Genomic DNA, 16972 nt, shown 5'->3' with positions numbered 1-16972 from the left:
TATGACAATGAAACAAAAACTTGCAGGTGCCGTTGCATCCATTGCTCTGCTGACGGGTGCACAGGCCGCATTGGCCGAAGGTCATCTGGAAGAGATCACAGTTGCGTATTTCCTCGAATGGCCCATGCCATTTGAATTCGCCAAAGTGAACGGCACTTATGACGAAGCACTGGGCCTGAAAGTTAACTGGGTAAGCTTTGACACAGGGACCGCCATGAGCGCGGCGATGGCATCTGGTGATGTGCATCTTGCCTTCTCGCAGGGGGTTCCTCCTTTTGTTGTGGCGGCGTCTGCTGGTCAGAATCTGCAGGTTCTGGATGTTGCGGTCTCTTATTCCGAAAATGACAACTGCGTCGTGCGCGAAGATCTGGAAATTGATGCATCCACTGCGGCTGATCTGGCCGGATCCAAAGTGGCCGTGCCATTGGGAACCGCTGCGCATTACGGTTTCCTGTCGCAGATGAACCACTTTGGCGTTGATATCTCGACGTTGGATATCGTGGACATGGCCCCGGTAGAAGGCGCAGCAGCGCTGGGTCAGAGCCAGGTTGACATGGCCTGTGGCTACGGTGGCGGTCTGCGTCGCATGATGGAATACGGCAACGTATTGCTGACAGGTGCAGAAAAAGAAGAGCTGGGCATTCTGGTGTTTGATGTCACCTCTGCTTCTGCTTCTTTTGTTGCCGAAGAGCCTGAATTGGTTGCAAAATTCCTGGGTGTGACTGCTGCGGCAAACGCCATGTGGAATTCGGGTGAGCACACTGACGAAATGCTGGCCGTTATCGCACAAGACGCGGGTATGGATATCGAAGCCGCTGCATCTTCGCTGGCGACCTTCACATTCCCAAGTGTCGAAGACCAATTGTCAGAAAAATGGCTGGGCGGAAACGCGCAAACCTTCATGAAAGGTGTCGCTGACGTCTTTGTAGGTGCGGGATCCATTGACGCCGCATTGGACAGCTATGATGGCAACGTAAATGTTGGCCCGCTGACCGCTGCGTCTGAAATGTAATCTAACGAGGGCGGGAAATATCCCGCCCTTATTCCATCTGGCGCCCCGTTGGGGTGATGGATGACGCTCATCTGAAAGGCACTTTATGTCTGGACTTAAAATAGAAAATCTTTCGATGCGTTTTGATTTGCCGAACGGGTCATCAGTTCAGGCGCTCCAGAATGTGTCGCTTGATCTGGCCGAAGGCGATTTGTTGTCGGTTTTGGGGCCATCCGGCTGTGGGAAAACCACGCTTTTGAATATCTTGGCGGGCTTTTTGGCCCCCACGGATGGTGTGATTTCAATGAACGGGCATAATGTGACTGGCCCGGATGCGGAACGCGGCATGGTGTTTCAGGCAGGGGCGCTGTTTGAATGGATGTCGGTGCGCGAAAACGTCGGATTTGGCCCGTCCATGAAAGGGATGCCAAAAGGCGAAAAGGCGGAAATCGTTGACCACCTGCTAGAAGTTGTGGGTTTGCAGGATTTCAAAGAAAAAGCGGTTTATGAATTGTCGGGCGGGATGCAGCAGCGTGTGGCGCTGGCGCGGTGTCTGGCCAATGACCCGGATGTGATCCTGATGGATGAACCGCTGGGCGCGCTTGATGCGCTGACCCGCGAAAAGATGCAGTCGCTGGTTTTAAAGCTTTGGAAAGAAACCGGTAAAACCATTATTCTGATCACCCACTCGGTCGAAGAGGCCCTGTTGCTGGGGGAGCGGCTGATTGTTATGGCGCCGCGGCCGGGACGTATTCACACGGAATACCGTTTGCCGTTTGCAGAAATGGGCGTCGGCGCGGACCTGCGAGAAGTTAAGAAACACCCCGATTTTGGCCCCAAACGTGATGAGATCCTCAACATGATCTGGGATATGGAAGAAGAAATCATGGGCCGTTCGGAGGACGCATAATGGAATTGTTTTCTGCACTAGGGGCCGAATTGCTGGCCATCATGGGAACGGTGATCAAGGCGCTGCCATTTATTGTGGGCTATGTGGTCCTGATTCTGGCTTGTTTGCTGATCTGGAATGCGGTGCGCAAATTTTTGACACCCAAAAAGGACTACGGATCGCTGAAAACCGTAACCTTTGGCGATGAAAGCGCGGTTAGTTCCAATTTAGTTGCGTCCGTCGTTTCGATCGTGTTGATTTTTGTGCTTTGGGGCGCGTTCACCGGGTCCAAATTACTGCCGTCGTTTCTGCATGCGCCGGGGCCGTTTACGGGCGACACCGAATTTTCGATCACGGTCGAGGATGGCAACGGCAACCAGAATGACAGCAGTGTTTACGTTGCTGTTCGTCCGGCGGGCGCTGATGATGTTGAACCCAACATCGAAGCCGGGGATGGGTTTGCTAAGAACGACTTTATCCTGATTGAGGCCTATCGCAGTGAATTGCTGCGCACGGATCGCAATGATGAGGTCAGCCGCGAAGATGGCAACGTCGTGGTCGCCATCAACGGAGAGGCCGTCGTTCCGGGAAGCGAAGTTTCGACCTCTGATCTGAACGTGTCGTTGACGCGACGCGGAACGCTAAACATCACGCCAAATCCGGGTTGGCAAATGGAGCCAATCTGGCTTCCGGCACCGGAACGCGTCTGGCAACGGATGGGCGAAATCGCAACCGAAGGGTTCCGCAATTCGACATTGGCTGAACATCTTGGATTTTCACTGTTCCGTGTGATTGTTGGCTTTGCGCTTGGGGCGTTGGTGGGCATTCCATTGGGCTATGCGATGGGTCTGTCGGATTGGTTCCGTGGTTGGTTTGATCCAATCGTTGAATTCATGCGCCCAGTGCCGCCATTGGCCTTGATTCCATTGGTGATCCTTTGGGCCGGCATTGGGGAAAGCGGCAAAATCATTCTGCTGTTCCTTGCGGCTTTGTGGATCATGGCCATTGGCGCGCGATCCGGTGTTTCAGGGGTGCGCATCACCAAAGTGCACGCGGCCTATTCCCTGGGGGCAAGCAAACGCCAGATCATGCAATATGTGATCATTCCCAATTCCCTACCGGAAATCTTTACCGCAGCCCGGGTTGCGATGGGGGTCTGCTGGGGCACGGTTGTGGCCGCAGAATTGGTCGCGGCGGAAAAGGGGGCTGGTATGATGATCATGACAGCGTCCAAATTCCAAAACACCGATATCGTGATCATGGGGATTATCCTGATTGGTGTCATCGGCTTTGGCATCGATATGTTGATGCGCTGGGTTGAACGGATCTTGGTGCCATGGAAAGGCAAAGGCTGATCAACTTTCAGCTTTTCTAAAGAGGCATTTCGCCCCAACAAAACAAGGGCCCGCGCGATCTGAAAAAGGTAGCGCGGGCCCTTTCTCTTTGGTTACGTGATCGCAATCACAGCCAAAGGACATCGATCATGCGCTACCTGAAACGCAAAAATGCAGCCGCGGAACAATCTGCCTCAGATGTGTCTGATGTGGTGCAAGGGCTGCTTGATCAGATGGAAACCGGTGGCGAACAGGTTGCGCGGGATTTGTGCCGTCAGTTTGACGGTTGGGCGGGCGATGTTTTGGTGTCTGAGGCGCAGCTTGCGCAGGCGGCCGAAAAACTGACCGCCCAAGAACGTGCTGACATCGAATTTGCCCATGACAATGTGCGCCGCTTTGCGCAGGCGCAGCGGGCCACGATCCAAGACACACAGATAGAAATCCTGCCGGGTTTTGTGGCAGGCCAGCGCCAAATTCCGGTGCAATCCGCCGGGTGTTATGTGCCGGGTGGTCGATATGCCCATATCGCCAGCGCCATTATGACCATCACCACCGCCAAAGTGGCGGGGGTTGGGTATATCTGCGCCTGTTCCCCGCCCAGCGGCCCTGACGGTATTCCTGCGGAAATCCTCTATGCGATGCAGGTTTGTGGGGCGGATCAGGTGTTGAATATGGGCGGCGTTCAGGCGGTTGCGTCGATGGCGCATGGGTTTTTTGGTCTGCCAAAGGTCGATGTTCTGGCGGGGCCGGGCAATCAATATGTGGCGGATGCCAAACGCATTTTGTTTGGCCAAGTGGGCATTGATATGGTCGCAGGCCCCACGGATTTGCTGGTGTTGGCGGATGGGCAGGCGGATCCGTTTGTTGTGGCTTGGGATCTGGTCGGGCAGGCGGAACATGGGGCCAATTCCCCGGTCTGGCTGGTGACGGATGACGTCGGGCTGGCAGAACAGGTTTTGAAGCAGGTGCCCGATATGATCGCGTCATTGCCCGAACCAAACCGGTCCAGCGCGCAAACCGCATGGGATGATTTGGCCGAGATTGTGATTTGTGAGGATCGCGATGAAATGGTGCAGGTCTCTGATCGCTATGCGCCGGAACATTTGCAGGTGCAATGCGCGGATCAGGATTGGTGGCTGTCCAATTTGAACGCCTATGGTTCCCTGTTTTTGGGCGAAGAAACCACCGTTGCCTTTGGGGACAAGGCAGCCGGTCCAAACCACGTTTTGCCAACATCCGGCGCGGCGCGGTACACGGGGGGATTATCGGTGGCAAAGTTCATGAAAACCGTGACATGGCAGGCCTCTAGCCGTGATGCGATGCGCCCCATCGCCGAAGCCACAGCACGGATTTCACGGATGGAAGGCATGGAAGGCCACGCCCGCACCGCCGATATCCGCTTGGCGAAATACTTTCCAGATGAGGTGTTTTCGCTGGGGACCAACAAAGTCAGATAGTTGAAATATCAAAGGCCGGATGATTTCCAATCCGGCCTTTGTTTTAAACATACCGGCCAAAGCCAGCCATTCCAAACGGGCTTAGACAGCCAGGTTTGGAATGATCTGTTTTTTGCGGCTCATGATGCCGGGCAGAACAACAGCATCGCCGGAAACAGACGCGCCAAAGCTTTTCTCAGCGACCGTTTTCACCAGATCGTTGGGAACCAGCAGGGTGGCTTCTTCGTTCAGGATGTCGACCACAAACAGCAGGACCTGATCAACGCCATCTTCGGACGCGACGGTTGTCATTGTGTCCATCAAGGACGCTTTGCGGTCCAGCACAATGGCAGGTGCGGTGGTTTCCAGAACGGAAACGCGGAATTTGGTGTCTGACACGGTGAATTCTTTGGAATCCATGCGCAGCAATTCAGCATCCGAAAACGCGGAAACGTCGGATTTGGCTGCAAACATTTCAGCTGCATAATCGGCAATGTTGATGTTCAACTCTGCCGCCAGTTTTTCCGCCAGAGCTTTGTCTGTGGCTGTGGTGGTCGGGGACCGGAATTCCAGCGTGTCCGACAGGATGCAGGACAGCATCAAACCTTTGATGGCGTCGGGCATTTTGGCCGCATCGTCGCCCATCAGGTCGTGCATAACGGTGACGGTGCAGGCCAGCGGGCGGATGGTGATATCAATCGGGCCTTTGGTTTCCAGGCCGCCAACCAATTTGTGGTGGTCGATGATCGCCTGAATATCGGCATTGTTGATGTTGGCAGGCAATTCCGCAGGGTTGTTAGTGTCAACAATGACACAGGCCTGATCGTCAGCCACATCGTCCAGCAATGCAGGCAGGTCATAGCCCCAACGCTGCGCAACAAACGCGGCTTCGGTGTTTGGTGCACCCAACAGGCGGGCCTCTGCGGCCCGGCCTTTGATGTCATTCAAATACCATGCCCAGATGATCGGAGCGCCGGTGGAATCAGTATCGGGGGCTTTGTGGCCAAAAACGAGAGTTGTCATGTGTTCTGTCCTGAATATAGCGGATTTTCGCGCTCTTATAGGGGGGGGATATCGTGTTGTCACGATGCAGTCTGCACAGCCCAGCTATGCGAGCGGAAATGCCGCGATTGGGCGGTGGGTTTAAGTCAGGCCCAGTTCTGTGCGCAGCTTTTTGGTCAACTTGGCAACCACCATGTCATGGGAGGCCCGCAAATGGTCGCGCAATGCCTCATCCGAAAGCCCATATCCATGACCGGGCTGATCATAAACCTGCAGCCATTTCATGCCCCGCGATGCCAGATAAGGGGCAGGGCGGATGCCGGGCCCATCCCCCAGAACGTTAAACGCCATATCTGACGCTTTGAATGTGAATGCGGGTTGGTCATTTGCCCAACCACAAAGCGCGAAGACCTTGCCACCGATTTTCCAGACATCGGAATTGCCCCATTGCACGACATGGGTCGCATGGGGGTAGGTTGCGCAATAGGTGTTAAATTCGTCACGGGTCATGGGCCTATCTGACGGGCTTGGCGACAGGGTGTAAAGATTGCTAGGACTAAGCCTATGAAAAAAATCCGCGAAACTGACTTATATGATCCGGTGAAATCCTGGCTAGAAGCGTTGGGCTATGAGGTCAAAGCCGAGATCGGCGCGGTGGATGTGATGGCAGTGCGCGAGGATGGTGCACCGATTGTGGTCGAGCTAAAGACCGGGTTTTCGCTGACGTTGTTGCAACAGGCCGTGGCGCGACAGGCGGTCACCGACAATGTCTATATTGCAGTGCCGCGTTGGTCGGGCAAAGCAGGCTGGCGCGCGTTCAAAGGCAATGTGGGCCTGTGCAAACGGCTGGGCGTTGGGGTCGTGTCTGTGCAGCTAAAGGATGGATCGGTGCAGGTGCATTCCGATCCGGTGCCGTTTGTGCCGCGCAAATCCAACATCAAAAAATTGGCGTTGCTGCGCGAATTTTCGGCCCGCACGGGGGATCCAAACAAAGGCGGCACCAATGGCGGCATCGTGACGTCCTATCGTCAGGATGCGGAACGTTGTGCGATGTTTTTGGCGCAAAACGGCCCCAGCAAAGGCGCCGCTATCGCCAAAAAGGCGGATGTGAGCCGCGCCACACGGATCATGGCGGACAATCACTACGGATGGTTTGAACGTGTATCGCGCGGCGTTTATCGCCTGACGGAACCCGGCCAGAAAGCCGCGACAGACATCGTTAATTCACAGGCGTGATGGTCCAGCCCTGCTGTTCAAGTAGGCGCAGCACACCCGTTTCACCGGGCAGATGCGCGGCCCCAACGGCCACAACCATTGTGTCGTTTTGGGCGCTGGCAGCAGTGATCACGGGGATCCAGTTGGCATTGCGTGTGTCCAGCAGATCCGTCTGCATGTCCTGCATCAACATCGCCGCATCAACCACACTGATCCCGGGGGTATTTTCAACCGAATATCGCGATAATTCCCAAATCAGCGCCGGTTTTTCAGCGAAATATTCGTTGAGCAGCGACATCATCAGCGGGGGCTGGTCGCTGATGGTTTGCAGGGTCAGTTGCAAATTGGTCAACTGATCTTCAAAACTGTCTGCGGACATGATCGTAAACAGAGTGTCCCACGGTTCCAGCGCCTGCATGTCGACGGAATGGGTGGTGGCCCAGTCCATAATCATATGATCCAGCCCGCGTTTGCCTGATGCAATATCCGCCATCGCGCAGGTCGGAATGGCCAGCGACATCGCGATATACCATGGCTGTGATTTGGCGGCTAAAATGCTGGGAATACCGCGCTTTGAAATTTCTGAAGCAAGCATGTCCCAGTCCTCAGCAGGAAGTAATTCCGGCAAGGTTGGGCTGTCGAGCGGCAAAAATAGCATTTCGGGGTTGGACAACATGCCAGACTGGGCCTGGGCTTCGACTTCGGGGGTCATTTCCAGCAGAATCAGATCGGATTCTTGCAGGAAAGGTGTAACGCGGATCATCAAATCCTGATGACGATCGTCATAAAGATGCATCGTGCCCAGAAGGGTGATTTTGGCGTCGCCACGGGTGGCCTGCCAGATCAGACCTTGGCCAAAGGGCACCGCATCTGCGCGCGCAGTGATCGCCGCCACAGTGTCGGGTTCCAATGACGATAGATAATCCGGCCCACTGCATTGCGCCCATGATGAGATCGGGAAAAACGCAGCACAGAATGTTGCAAAAACTTTGGACTTAAATCGCATAAACACACCTTTTCTTTGCAACAAGCGTAGTTTGTCGGGATCAGAATGCAAACCATCTGATCCCGATTTATTGGATGTATTTATCCTGCAACGTGGACCCGCGCCAACCGCTGACCGGCCCGGATCAAGGCAAACCCAAACCGTTCACGCAATGAAGGGCGCGGCGCAAGTCTTTGATCTTTGGCGCGTTTGAACTCTTCTATTGCTTTGTCGGTTTTCGCATCAAACAGCAGGGGTGGAAAACCCTGAGATGGCAGGCCCAGATTCAAACGTTCCGGGGCATGGCGTTTTTTAACTGACTTTGCCGGCCTATATGCGGATTGAGACGGATCATGTTTGTGATCGATGTGAATATAAAACGGATGCATGGCACACCTATAATTTTGGCTCCGATGGGATCGGAAATTTGGATAATTTTAGAGTCCGGGGAACAGAATGGGGGAACGCAGACAGACGACCACAGATTATGCGGGCGAGGGTGGGTTCAGTGCTGTTCGAGAAAGGCGCGCGCGGCGCCACTTGGACAAAAGAGTGCGACGCAGCCTTATCGGCAGATAAATGTTACCTCGAGGGTCATGATCGCATCCTTTTATGGGCCCCGTGGGGCGGTGAATGGCGGTTTGGTAACCGGGCCAACAGATTCTGTGAACCGGAAATTTGGGGCGCTTTTGAAACAACTTTAAAGTGTGGCCTTTTTGTCGAGCGGACCTCGTGGCGGCATGATTGCGCCTGAGGCCTTGAAAACATTAATTATTTGGTAACCAGATGGCGGTGCAGCCCAATGTCAGATTGTCCAAATCGCCGTTGACAGCCCGGAAATGACTCCCTAGCTATACGCCGTTAGCACTCAAACCGAGTGAGTGATAAAGCCCCTCGCGGGGCGTTAAATGCAAGAGGAGTTGCATAGATGGCATTTACACCGCTGCATGACCGCGTTCTGGTCCGCCGTGTTGAATCCGAAGAAAAGACCTCTGGTGGTCTGATCATTCCTGAAAGCGCAAAAGAAAAACCCGCTGAAGGCGAAGTTATTTCTGTTGGCGCTGGCGCACGCAAAGATAACGGCGAACTGATCGCACCTGCTGTGAATGCAGGCGACAAAGTTCTGTTCGGCAAATGGTCTGGCACAGAAGTCACCATTGACGGTGAAGAGCTGCTGATCATGAAAGAGTCCGACATCATGGGCATTCTGGCCTAAGTCGTTCGACCCTGAACCCTTTCAAGAATTCTAAGTATTAGGAGCAAGCCAATGGCTGCTAAGGAAGTCAAATTTGACACCGATGCCCGCAATGCAATGCTGCGCGGCGTTAACGTTCTCGCAGATGCGGTAAAAGTAACACTGGGTCCAAAAGGCCGGAACGTTATTCTGGACAAATCTTTTGGTGCGCCACGCATCACCAAAGATGGTGTTTCCGTTGCCAAAGAGATCGAGCTGGAAGACAAGTTCGAAAACATGGGCGCGCAGATGGTCAAAGAAGTGGCATCGCGCACCAACGACGAAGCTGGCGACGGTACAACAACCGCAACAGTTCTGGCCCAAGCCATCGTTCGTGAAGGTCTCAAGCAGGTTGCTGCTGGCCTGAACCCAATGGATCTGAAGCGCGGCATCGATCTGGCGACTGCCAAAGTTGTTGAATCCATCGTTTCGTCCGCACGTGAAGTCAAAGACACTGACGAAGTTGCACAAGTTGGCACAATCTCTGCCAATGGCGAAGCTGAAATCGGCCGTCAAATTGCGGATGCGATGCAGAAAGTCGGCAACGAAGGCGTGATCACTGTTGAAGAGAACAAAGGTCTGGAAACAGAAACCGATGTTGTTGAAGGCATGCAGTTCGACCGTGGCTACCTGTCCCCATATTTTGTCACCAATGCTGACAAAATGACAACCGAGCTGGAAGACTGCATCGTGCTGCTGCACGAGAAAAAACTGTCTTCTTTGCAGCCAATGGTTCCTCTGCTGGAGCAAGTGATCCAGTCGCAAAAACCATTGTTGATCATTGCAGAAGATGTTGAAGGCGAAGCCCTGGCAACTTTGGTTGTGAACAAACTGCGCGGTGGTCTGAAAATCGCAGCTGTCAAAGCACCTGGTTTCGGCGATCGTCGTAAATCCATGCTGCAAGACATCGCCATCCTGACTGGCGGCCAAGTGATTGCCGAAGATCTGGGCATGAAGCTGGAATCAGTCACCATGGACATGCTGGGTTCTGCCAAGCGCGTGAACATCACCAAAGACGAAACCACAATCGTGGACGGCGCTGGTGACAAAGCTGAGATCGCTGCACGTGTGACACAAATCCGTGGTCAGATCGAAGAAACAACATCTGATTACGACCGTGAAAAGCTGCAGGAACGTGTTGCGAAACTGGCTGGCGGCGTTGCCGTTATCCGCGTTGGCGGCATGACCGAAGTCGAAGTGAAAGAACGCAAAGACCGCGTTGACGATGCGCTGAACGCGACCCGCGCTGCGGTTCAAGAAGGCGTTATCGTTGGTGGTGGTGTTGCACTGGTACAGGGCGGCAAAGCTCTGGAAGGTCTGGAAGGCGCAAACGCCGATCAGAACGCTGGTATCAACATCGTTCGCAAAGCCATCGAAGCACCTCTGCGCCAGATTGCTGAAAACTCTGGCGTCGACGGCGCTGTTGTTGCTGGCAAAATCCGCGAGAGCGAAGATGCAGCATTCGGCTTTAACGCTCAGACCGAAGAATATGGCGACATGTTCTCTTTCGGTGTGATCGATCCTGCCAAAGTGACACGCACAGCGTTGGAAGACGCAGCCTCCATCGCGGGCCTGTTGATCACAACAGAAGCCATGGTTGCAGACAAGCCATCCAAAGACGGCGGCGCGCCTGCAGGCGGCATGCCAGACATGGGCGGCATGGGCGGCATGATGTAATCTGAATTCCATTTTGGAAATTGGGTTGCTGATTGGCAGCTGACAGAATTGAGGGTCCGCTATTTGGCGGGCCCTTTTTTGTTGCGGATTTGGGGTAGTTAACCGGCCAATGTGTCCGATCAAAATTGAAGGTTCTATGAGGCGCCCTTGATTGGCATGGCGCGCGCATTCATGAACGAACCCAGGGGCAGTGTGCCTGTTGGGGGTAAGTTCAATTCATCAAAACCGACGCTTGATTGAATTGGGATTGTCACGCCGCATTTGCGCGTTAGGGTGCCAACATGAGCAATCCTATTACCGGTCAATGCCTGTGCGGTCAGGTCACGTATTCTGTTAGCGGTTCACCAAAGATCGTTGCGCAATGCCATTGCGATGAATGCCGCAAGCTGAGCGGGACCGGGCATGCCGTCGGGGCGATGTTCGCAGTGCAGGACGTTGATATATTGGGCGAAACTCAGAGTTTTCAATATACTTCAGCACATGGATCTCAGGTGACCAAGGTGTTTTGCCCGACCTGTAGCAGTCCGATTTATGGCAAAAACTCTAATTTATCGGATCACATGACACTTACGTTGGGCACAATGAATGAACCGGTGGATTTGAATGTGCAGGTGGTTATTTTTGGTCGCGATAAACCGCATTGGGATCAGGTTGACCCTGACGTAATGTCATTTGACACGCAGCCAGATTGGACCCCACCGGATCAGAACGCGGAATAAACGGCGTGGTCGATGCGGCGCAAACTGACAATGTAAAACCGTAATTTCACAAGATCACAGAATTGAGAATTCCAATTCCAGTTGCACTGCTCTAGCTCAGGGTTATGCGCCTGTTTTTCTTGACCGCCCTCACCATGATCGCTTTTGCGGCGAATTCTCTGCTGAACCGGGGGGCTGTTGATCTATTCGGGATGGCGCCGCTGACGTTTTCGGGGCTCAGGGTCCTGTTTGGCGTGATCACCCTGGTGTTGCTCGTGCGGCTGCGCAGCGGCGGAATGACGATGGATCTGGGATCGACGGCACGATGGGCCGGGGGATTGTCCCTGACCGTCTATATGGTCGGATTTTCGATGTCCTACCAAACGCTGGATGCCGGACTTGGGGCGTTGGTTCTGTTTGGGATTGTTCAACTCACCATGTTCTCTTGGGCGGTGATGAAGGGACCGGCCCCATCCAAGCGGCGTGTCATTGGGGCCGTGATTGCCTTTGTCGGGTTGATCATTTTGCTGGCCCCAGCGGGGGGGCAACCGCCTGATTTCACCGGATTATTATACATGTGCGCCGCCGGTTTCGGCTGGGGCGTTTATTCTTTGTTGGGTCAACGGGAAACTGATCCACTAAACGCGAGCGCCGCAAATTTTGTCATTTCATTGCCGCTGGTTGGGGTGCCTTTGTTGCTGGCAACCCCGGTTCTTGTACCTCAGGCCGTGCTGTTGGCGGCCTTGTCTGGGGCCATAACATCCGGGCTTGGATATGCGCTCTGGTATCATATTCTGCCTCAACTCGGCGCGACACGTGCCGCCATGGCGCAACTGACTGTGCCGTTGATCGCAGTGGCTGGTGGCACGCTTGCCTTTTCAGAGCCGCTGTCACTGCAATTGTTCCTGTCGGCTGGGCTGGTTCTGGGCGGGCTGGCCATTGGAATTGAACGCAAAAGGGCGGCCAAAGGTTAAAGTTTTAGCTTTAACCCGCCCTTAAACAGCAATGCATGATGCTGCGACAAAGTAGTAATTGGGCGTCGTCATGAACTTGTATGATCTTCTTGCGCGGGTATTTCCGCATAGCTACCTCATGAAATTCACCTCTGTGTTGGTGGTCAGTTCGGTTTTGCCTCTGGTCGCTGTCGCATTGATTGTGCCGGATCTCTTTGCGCAGGTTGCCATGGCTTTGGCCGCGGGTGCAGTGGCGTCGTTTGTGATGTCGGTTTTCGCGGTGCGATCTCTGCTGAAACCTGTGGGTCGATTGGCATTTACCATGCGCGAATGGGGGCGTACGGGCCGGGTTTTACCCCTGCCAGAAGGGTATACAGACGACATTGGCACCTTGCTGGCACGCACCAACCGGCTGCTTGCACGGGCACAGCGGTCATTGGACAGATCCTGGACCGAAGAAGACAGTGATCCGCTAACCGGGGCGTTGAACCTGCAAGGGGCTGAACGGCTCTTGGTGGATGCACCTGCTGGCTGGCTGATTGCGATGGATCTGGATAAATTTGACTTGATCAATGTGGATTTAGGCCGCCGAGAGGGCGATCGAATTCTGTGTGATGTTGTTCAAATCTGCTCTGATGTTTTGCGCCAGGACGACATGCTCGCACGAATCGACAGCGATATGTTCCTTGTTTTCCTTCCCGGAGCGAGCCGCGAAGTTGCGGGTCGCATTTCCGCACGTTTGGGCCGCGCCATTTCCGAAGATATCTTTAAAGGGGACCTCACCCTGACGGCGTCCTTCGGGCTGGCAAATTATCAGGGCGGGGGCGAAGTGTCTGCATTGCTGACCGAAGTGGAAGAGCAATTGCAACGGGCCAAAAACGCAGGCGGCAATATTATCGCTGGGGCAAATTCAGAAGGTGCGGCCGCTGCTTAATCACCATCAGATGGCGAGGGCTGACAAGTGGCACTAATCTGCCGCTAAAGCTTGGCAGAAATGTTAGACCTTACTTTTTCACGCAGATCACCTATGTGTGCCGCATGATAAAGTTGTTCACGATTATTGCCGCATTATCGATCCTGTTTCCGTCTTCGTCCAAGGCGGATCAGGATTGTGTGATTTTGCTACATGGTCTGGCGCGCAGCGAAAATTCGTTTGCTGCACTCGAAGAGATGCTGACCTTAAACGGCTATCAAGTTGTAAATAACGGCTATCCGTCAACCGCCGCAGACATCCCCACCTTGGCCGCAAACGCCCTGCCAGCGGATGTCGCGTCTTGTGCAGAACGGCGAACCCATTTTGTAACCCATTCAATGGGCGGCATTTTGGTTCGATACTGGCTTAGCCAAAACCGTCCGCAGAATATGGGACGTGTTGTGATGTTGTCACCACCCAACCATGGGTCCGAACTCGTTGATATTATGGGGGAATGGGAACCATTCCAGTGGGTCAACGGCCCGGCCGGTATGCAGTTGGGCACGCAGGTGGACAGCCTACCCAATGTTATTCAGCTGCCGGGATATGAACTGGGGATTATTGCGGGGGATCGGTCGCTCAACCCGATTTATTCACGTTTGATTGAGGGCCCGGATGACGGCAAAGTTTCCGTGGCATCAACAAAATTATCAGGAATGTCCGACCATATCACTCTGCCAGTGACCCACACATTTATGATGAACAATCCATTGGTTATGGCACAAACAATCACGTTCCTAGAACTGGGCCAGTTTGACCACGCCCTGACCTTGTCAGAGGTGCTGTTTACAGGCCAGGGATTGTGGACACCCCAAGCCCCAAGCGATCTGACCGAAATTTGGGGCCGTATTATCGCGCCTTAGCTGGGCTTACGGACCCGATTCACATGCCCCATTTTGCGCCCATCGCGCGTTTCGGCTTTGCCATATAGGTGCAATGCACAGCCTTCGCGTGCCAGGTCCGAAACGCGATCCATGTCGTCGCCAATGAGGTTTTCCATGATCACATCAGAATGACGTTGCCCATCCCCCAGAGGCCAGCCAGCCACTGCGCGAATGTGCTGTTCAAACTGATCTGTTGCACAGCCATTTTGGGTCCAGTGACCCGAATTGTGCACGCGTGGGGCAAATTCATTGACGATCAAACCCGCATTCGTAACAAACAGCTCAACGCCGATCACACCGACATAGTCCAATGCGTTCAGGATGTTAGCCGTCAACAAAACGGCATCCGTGCGTTGAGATGGCGTTAGCTTTGCCGGAATGGTGGTGGTGTGCAGGATACCGTCGCGATGCACATTTTCGCCGGGATCAAAACAAGCAACAGACCGATCAACGCCGCGCGCGCCAATGACTGACACTTCGTGGCTGAAATCAACGAAGCCTTCCAAAACGCAGGGTGCGCCGGCCATTTCCGCAAGGGCCGCGCCCGCCTGATCAGGGGACATGATCCGTGCCTGACCTTTGCCGTCATACCCAAAACGACGGGTTTTCAGGATCGAAGGTGTTCCGATTTGCTCTAGTGCGGCGGTCAGTTCATCCGCGGTTTCAACGGCTGCAAAGGGGGCCGTTTTTAACCCCAATCCTTGCAAAAAATTCTTTTCTGTCAAACGGTCTTGGGAGGTGGCCAATGCGACCCGACCGGGGCGGATAGGGCGCAACGATTCCAAAACGTCCAACGCAGATGTTGGAATGTTTTCAAACTCATAGGTGATGACATCCACCTGATCGGCAAAGCGGCGCAGCGCATCCAGATCATCATATCCGGCGGTTGTCACCTGATGGGCAACATCGGCCGCAGGCGGGTTGGCGCTTGGCTCAAAAATGTGGGTTTTAAACCCCAATCGCGACGCCGCCACAGACAGCATGCGGCCCAATTGACCACCGCCTAAAATTCCAATTGTTGATCCAGTTGCCAGCATATCAGTCATCCACAGGTTCATCCGCGATCGAGGCCGACAAAGCGGCGCGCCAATTGTCCAAGCGTTCTGCCAATTCAGCATCCTGAAGCGACAGAATTTGCGCGGCCATCAGCCCGCCGTTTTTGGCACCCGCCGCGCCAATAGCCATCGTGGCCACCGGAAATCCGCGCGGCATTTGCAAAATCGAATAAAGGGAATCAACGCCAGACAATGCGCGTGTCTGAACCGGAATTCCCACAACGGGCACGCGGGTTTTAGACGCCATCATGCCGGGCAAATGTGCCGCGCCCCCTGCGCCAGCGATAATTACCTGCAATCCGCGATCAACAGCCGTTTTGCCGTAGTCCCACAAACGATCCGGGGTGCGATGGGCGGATACGATTTTCTTTTCGTAAGGCACGCCCAGTTCATCCAGCACATCTGCTGCTTCTTTCATGGTCGGCCAATCTGATTGGCTGCCCATAATGATTCCGACTTTAATCTGGGTCATGATGCCCCCATCCGTTTCAGGAAGCGGCACTATAGCCAAGCCGCAGCGCCGCGCAATCATTGATCAGGAAAAGAACGGGTTTCAGGCGATGATATCGGGGGTTATGCGATCTTCGAGCGCAGCAATCTGATCCTTAAGCCCCAATTTCTGCTTTTTGAGCCGTTTGATCGTCAACATGTCGGACGTGCCACGTTCCTGAAGCGCGGTAATCGCTTCGTCTAGATCACGGTGTTCTCGTTTCAGAACTTCTACTTCGACGCGCAAAACGTCTTTTTCGTTCATCCGATTGGATGTGTTCATTGTTTGCCCAACTTTGTATCCAAGCATGGTTGCGGTCAGTTTAGACCTGTCGCGCGCGCAATCATAGCCCCTGCCTCTTGCGATTTGGTTCGAATGTTCCCATATTTTAGATGTGGCTGCCAGAACGGGGTCACGCGTTGACTGTCGCTTGACCTAAGGACGTGTCGTATGACCAAATTGACTCTGGGGACTCATCCCTTTCTGCTCGGCTTTGAACAGCTGGAACGGCTTGTGGAACGGACCGCGAAATCCGGCAATGACGGATATCCCCCCTATAATATCGAACAAACTTCTGAAACGTCTTACCGCATCACCTTGGCTGTGGCCGGGTTTGGCGACGATGACCTTGCCATCACGGTTGAGGACAGTTCGCTGGTGATCCGTGGCCGGCAGCGCGACGATAGCGAAGGGCGCATTTTCCTGCATCGCGGAATTGCCGCACGTCAATTCCAACGGTCCTTTGTTTTGGCCGAAGGGGTGGATGTGGGCGAAGCGCAGTTGGAAAATGGATTGCTGCATGTCGACCTGACCCGCAGCGTGCCTGAATCCATCGTACAAACCATCAAGATCAAGAGGAGCTGAGACCTATGGAAATGAAGTTGGATCTGGGTCCCGATGGGGAACGTATCGCTTATATGAAACCGGTGAATGTATCTGATTTACCTGAGGAATTGCAGGATCAGGCCGGCACGTTGGATATCATCTATTCCGTGCATAACGCCGTTGGCGCGCAGATTGCACTGATCGCAGATCGACAGCTGGCGTTGGATTTAGCCGATGAATATGACGTGTCGCTGCTGACGTTGCACTAAAGCGAAAAACACTAATAGGTTGGTCCATTGACTAACCTATTTTGAATTCAGCTCTGGATTGA

The 16972-nt window shown here is 54.0% G+C and carries 20 protein-coding genes; 13 read left to right on the top strand and 7 right to left on the bottom strand.

Annotation, left to right across the window (positions count from 1 at the left end; translation table 11 throughout):
- The first annotated feature begins 7 nt into the window (after window positions 1-7).
- The 4 genes from AB1F12_RS12505 to hisD all read left to right on the top strand — a co-directional run bounded on the left by AB1F12_RS12505 (window position 8) and on the right by hisD (window position 4671).
- Entirely contained in the window at window positions 8-1012 is a 1005-nt protein-coding gene (locus AB1F12_RS12505) for an ABC transporter substrate-binding protein (RefSeq protein ID WP_368184706.1), read from the top strand.
- Window positions 1013-1097: 85 nt separating this feature from the next.
- Window positions 1098-1901: a taurine ABC transporter ATP-binding protein gene (locus AB1F12_RS12500; RefSeq protein ID WP_368184705.1), complete on the top strand. Its 804-nt coding sequence runs from the start codon at window positions 1098-1100 to the stop codon at window positions 1899-1901.
- On the top strand, window positions 1901-3235 hold the full coding sequence (locus tag AB1F12_RS12495) for an ABC transporter permease (protein WP_368184704.1): 1335 nt from the start codon (window positions 1901-1903) through the stop codon (window positions 3233-3235). The genes AB1F12_RS12500 and AB1F12_RS12495 overlap by 1 nt, the downstream gene beginning before the upstream one ends.
- Before the next feature lie 128 nt (window positions 3236-3363).
- Complete coding sequence (gene hisD / locus AB1F12_RS12490; protein WP_368184703.1) at window positions 3364-4671, top strand: histidinol dehydrogenase; 1308 nt, start codon at window positions 3364-3366, stop codon at window positions 4669-4671.
- An 81-nt stretch (window positions 4672-4752) separates the two neighbouring features.
- Here the strand turns inward: hisD and AB1F12_RS12485 are convergent, their stop codons facing one another.
- Both AB1F12_RS12485 and AB1F12_RS12480 read right to left on the bottom strand, forming a co-directional pair.
- Window positions 4753-5673, bottom strand: a complete 921-nt coding sequence (locus AB1F12_RS12485; protein ID WP_368184702.1) for a manganese-dependent inorganic pyrophosphatase — start codon at window positions 5671-5673, stop codon at window positions 4753-4755.
- A 120-nt stretch (window positions 5674-5793) separates the two neighbouring features.
- A complete protein-coding gene (locus tag AB1F12_RS12480) occupies window positions 5794-6162 on the bottom strand; it encodes an MmcQ/YjbR family DNA-binding protein (protein ID WP_368184701.1) in 369 nt (122 codons plus the stop codon).
- A gap of 54 nt (window positions 6163-6216) precedes the next feature.
- Between AB1F12_RS12480 and AB1F12_RS12475 the strand changes: the two genes are divergently transcribed.
- Window positions 6217-6888 carry a DUF2161 domain-containing phosphodiesterase gene (locus AB1F12_RS12475; RefSeq protein WP_368184700.1) on the top strand — a complete coding sequence of 224 codons (672 nt, stop codon included), beginning with the start codon at window positions 6217-6219 and terminating at the stop codon, window positions 6886-6888.
- On the opposite strand, the gene AB1F12_RS12470 is transcribed toward AB1F12_RS12475, so the two are convergent.
- On the bottom strand, window positions 6872-7873 hold the full coding sequence (locus AB1F12_RS12470) for a TraB/GumN family protein (protein WP_368184699.1): 1002 nt from the start codon (window positions 7871-7873) through the stop codon (window positions 6872-6874). The two genes, AB1F12_RS12475 and AB1F12_RS12470, sit on opposite strands and share 17 nt — an antisense overlap.
- A gap of 80 nt (window positions 7874-7953) precedes the next feature.
- On the bottom strand, window positions 7954-8241 hold the full coding sequence (locus AB1F12_RS12465; protein ID WP_368184698.1) for a hypothetical protein: 288 nt from the start codon (window positions 8239-8241) through the stop codon (window positions 7954-7956).
- Between the two features lie 539 nt (window positions 8242-8780).
- On the opposite strand from AB1F12_RS12465, the gene AB1F12_RS12460 reads away from it, so the two are divergent.
- The 6 genes from AB1F12_RS12460 (at window position 8781) to AB1F12_RS12435 (ending at window position 14250) form a co-directional block, all read left to right on the top strand.
- Window positions 8781-9068, top strand: coding sequence for a co-chaperone GroES (locus AB1F12_RS12460; RefSeq protein WP_368184697.1), 288 nt, complete (start codon window positions 8781-8783; stop codon window positions 9066-9068).
- Between the two features lie 51 nt (window positions 9069-9119).
- Window positions 9120-10763 carry a chaperonin GroEL gene (gene groL, locus AB1F12_RS12455; protein ID WP_368184696.1) on the top strand — a complete coding sequence of 548 codons (1644 nt, stop codon included), beginning with the start codon at window positions 9120-9122 and terminating at the stop codon, window positions 10761-10763.
- Window positions 10764-11044: 281 nt separating this feature from the next.
- The gene (locus tag AB1F12_RS12450; RefSeq protein WP_368184695.1) at window positions 11045-11482 is read left to right on the top strand and encodes a GFA family protein; all 438 of its coding nucleotides are present in this window, start codon (window positions 11045-11047) and stop codon (window positions 11480-11482) included.
- A 104-nt stretch (window positions 11483-11586) separates the two neighbouring features.
- Window positions 11587-12435, top strand: a complete 849-nt coding sequence (locus AB1F12_RS12445; protein WP_368184694.1) for a DMT family transporter — start codon at window positions 11587-11589, stop codon at window positions 12433-12435.
- Window positions 12436-12505: 70 nt separating this feature from the next.
- A complete protein-coding gene (locus tag AB1F12_RS12440) occupies window positions 12506-13348 on the top strand; it encodes a GGDEF domain-containing protein (RefSeq protein WP_368184693.1) in 843 nt (280 codons plus the stop codon).
- A gap of 104 nt (window positions 13349-13452) precedes the next feature.
- Window positions 13453-14250 carry an esterase/lipase family protein gene (locus tag AB1F12_RS12435; RefSeq protein ID WP_368184692.1) on the top strand — a complete coding sequence of 266 codons (798 nt, stop codon included), beginning with the start codon at window positions 13453-13455 and terminating at the stop codon, window positions 14248-14250.
- On the opposite strand, the gene AB1F12_RS12430 is transcribed toward AB1F12_RS12435, so the two are convergent.
- The 3 genes from AB1F12_RS12430 to AB1F12_RS12420 all read right to left on the bottom strand — a co-directional run bounded on the left by AB1F12_RS12430 (window position 14247) and on the right by AB1F12_RS12420 (window position 16098).
- On the bottom strand, window positions 14247-15317 hold the full coding sequence (locus AB1F12_RS12430) for a 5-(carboxyamino)imidazole ribonucleotide synthase (RefSeq protein ID WP_368184691.1): 1071 nt from the start codon (window positions 15315-15317) through the stop codon (window positions 14247-14249). The two genes, AB1F12_RS12435 and AB1F12_RS12430, sit on opposite strands and share 4 nt — an antisense overlap.
- Entirely contained in the window at window positions 15310-15798 is a 489-nt protein-coding gene (gene purE, locus AB1F12_RS12425) for a 5-(carboxyamino)imidazole ribonucleotide mutase (RefSeq protein ID WP_368184690.1), read from the bottom strand. Before purE ends, AB1F12_RS12430 begins: the two co-directional genes overlap by 8 nt.
- An 81-nt stretch (window positions 15799-15879) precedes the next feature.
- A complete protein-coding gene (locus AB1F12_RS12420) occupies window positions 15880-16098 on the bottom strand; it encodes a YdcH family protein (RefSeq protein ID WP_368184689.1) in 219 nt (72 codons plus the stop codon).
- 168 nt (window positions 16099-16266) lie between these two features.
- On the opposite strand from AB1F12_RS12420, the gene AB1F12_RS12415 reads away from it, so the two are divergent.
- Window positions 16267-16680, top strand: a complete 414-nt coding sequence (locus AB1F12_RS12415) for an Hsp20 family protein (protein WP_368184688.1) — start codon at window positions 16267-16269, stop codon at window positions 16678-16680.
- Between the two features lie 5 nt (window positions 16681-16685).
- The gene (locus AB1F12_RS12410; RefSeq protein WP_368184687.1) at window positions 16686-16910 is read left to right on the top strand and encodes a DUF1150 family protein; all 225 of its coding nucleotides are present in this window, start codon (window positions 16686-16688) and stop codon (window positions 16908-16910) included.
- Window positions 16911-16972: the final 62 nt, after the last annotated feature.

This window comes from Aestuariibius sp. HNIBRBA575 (genome assembly GCF_040932005.1).
Lineage (GTDB): Bacteria > Pseudomonadota > Alphaproteobacteria > Rhodobacterales > Rhodobacteraceae > CANLNM01.
The sequence above is the reverse complement of the archived record's forward strand: the minus strand, read 5'-3'. Positions and strand labels throughout refer to the sequence as shown.

What these genes read in the sequence shown, in the direction of transcription:
- AB1F12_RS12505 (WP_368184706.1), top strand. Translation starts at nt 8, where the DNA reads ATGAAACAAAAACTTGCAGGTGCCGTTGCATCCATTGCTCTGCTGACG.
- AB1F12_RS12500 (WP_368184705.1), top strand. Translation starts at nt 1,098, where the DNA reads ATGTCTGGACTTAAAATAGAAAATCTTTCGATGCGTTTTGATTTGCCG.
- AB1F12_RS12495 (WP_368184704.1), top strand. Translation starts at nt 1,901, where the DNA reads ATGGAATTGTTTTCTGCACTAGGGGCCGAATTGCTGGCCATCATGGGA.
- hisD (WP_368184703.1), top strand. Translation starts at nt 3,364, where the DNA reads ATGCGCTACCTGAAACGCAAAAATGCAGCCGCGGAACAATCTGCCTCA.
- AB1F12_RS12485 (WP_368184702.1), bottom strand. Translation starts at nt 5,673, where the DNA reads ATGACAACTCTCGTTTTTGGCCACAAAGCCCCCGATACTGATTCCACC.
- AB1F12_RS12480 (WP_368184701.1), bottom strand. Translation starts at nt 6,162, where the DNA reads ATGACCCGTGACGAATTTAACACCTATTGCGCAACCTACCCCCATGCG.
- AB1F12_RS12475 (WP_368184700.1), top strand. Translation starts at nt 6,217, where the DNA reads ATGAAAAAAATCCGCGAAACTGACTTATATGATCCGGTGAAATCCTGG.
- AB1F12_RS12470 (WP_368184699.1), bottom strand. Translation starts at nt 7,873, where the DNA reads ATGCGATTTAAGTCCAAAGTTTTTGCAACATTCTGTGCTGCGTTTTTC.
- AB1F12_RS12465 (WP_368184698.1), bottom strand. Translation starts at nt 8,241, where the DNA reads ATGCATCCGTTTTATATTCACATCGATCACAAACATGATCCGTCTCAA.
- AB1F12_RS12460 (WP_368184697.1), top strand. Translation starts at nt 8,781, where the DNA reads ATGGCATTTACACCGCTGCATGACCGCGTTCTGGTCCGCCGTGTTGAA.
- groL (WP_368184696.1), top strand. Translation starts at nt 9,120, where the DNA reads ATGGCTGCTAAGGAAGTCAAATTTGACACCGATGCCCGCAATGCAATG.
- AB1F12_RS12450 (WP_368184695.1), top strand. Translation starts at nt 11,045, where the DNA reads ATGAGCAATCCTATTACCGGTCAATGCCTGTGCGGTCAGGTCACGTAT.
- AB1F12_RS12445 (WP_368184694.1), top strand. Translation starts at nt 11,587, where the DNA reads ATGCGCCTGTTTTTCTTGACCGCCCTCACCATGATCGCTTTTGCGGCG.
- AB1F12_RS12440 (WP_368184693.1), top strand. Translation starts at nt 12,506, where the DNA reads ATGAACTTGTATGATCTTCTTGCGCGGGTATTTCCGCATAGCTACCTC.
- AB1F12_RS12435 (WP_368184692.1), top strand. Translation starts at nt 13,453, where the DNA reads ATGATAAAGTTGTTCACGATTATTGCCGCATTATCGATCCTGTTTCCG.
- AB1F12_RS12430 (WP_368184691.1), bottom strand. Translation starts at nt 15,317, where the DNA reads ATGACTGATATGCTGGCAACTGGATCAACAATTGGAATTTTAGGCGGT.
- purE (WP_368184690.1), bottom strand. Translation starts at nt 15,798, where the DNA reads ATGACCCAGATTAAAGTCGGAATCATTATGGGCAGCCAATCAGATTGG.
- AB1F12_RS12420 (WP_368184689.1), bottom strand. Translation starts at nt 16,098, where the DNA reads ATGAACACATCCAATCGGATGAACGAAAAAGACGTTTTGCGCGTCGAA.
- AB1F12_RS12415 (WP_368184688.1), top strand. Translation starts at nt 16,267, where the DNA reads ATGACCAAATTGACTCTGGGGACTCATCCCTTTCTGCTCGGCTTTGAA.
- AB1F12_RS12410 (WP_368184687.1), top strand. Translation starts at nt 16,686, where the DNA reads ATGGAAATGAAGTTGGATCTGGGTCCCGATGGGGAACGTATCGCTTAT.